At 75.9% G+C, this 369-nt stretch carries 1 protein-coding gene; it reads left to right on the plus strand.

Features of this window, described 5'->3' with window-relative positions; all coding sequences use genetic code 11:
- Positions 1-369: (2Fe-2S)-binding protein (locus ADK55_RS21015; RefSeq protein WP_199826591.1), on the plus strand; the 369-nt coding region annotated here is incomplete at its 5' end.

The raw sequence follows: 369 nt of genomic DNA on the forward strand, positions 1-369 counted from the left end.
GCCCTGCCCGCCGAGGCGCTCGGCGACACCGTGCTCGGGAACCTGGCGGCACTGGACGCCCCGCTGCGCGCCCGGTTCGGGGTGTCCGCCAAGGTGTTGCGCGGCAACACCGCCTCCGGGCTGGTCGGGGCGCTGAGGGTGCTGCTCGACCGGGTGCCCGGCGGCCCGGCCGTGGCCCTGGTCGACGAGCTGCTGTCCGATGACGGGGCGCTCGGCGGCACGGGCACCTTCGTGTACGAGGAGGGGCTCGGGCCGGCCTTCCTGCGCCGCAGTTGCTGCCTCTACTACAAGGTGCCCGGCGGCGGCCTCTGCGGGGACTGCGTGCTGCGCTCGCGCGGCCCGAAACGCACCGGGGCCATCGGGGAGTAG

This window comes from Streptomyces sp. WM4235 (genome assembly GCF_001279725.1).
Lineage (GTDB): Bacteria > Actinomycetota > Actinomycetes > Streptomycetales > Streptomycetaceae > Streptomyces.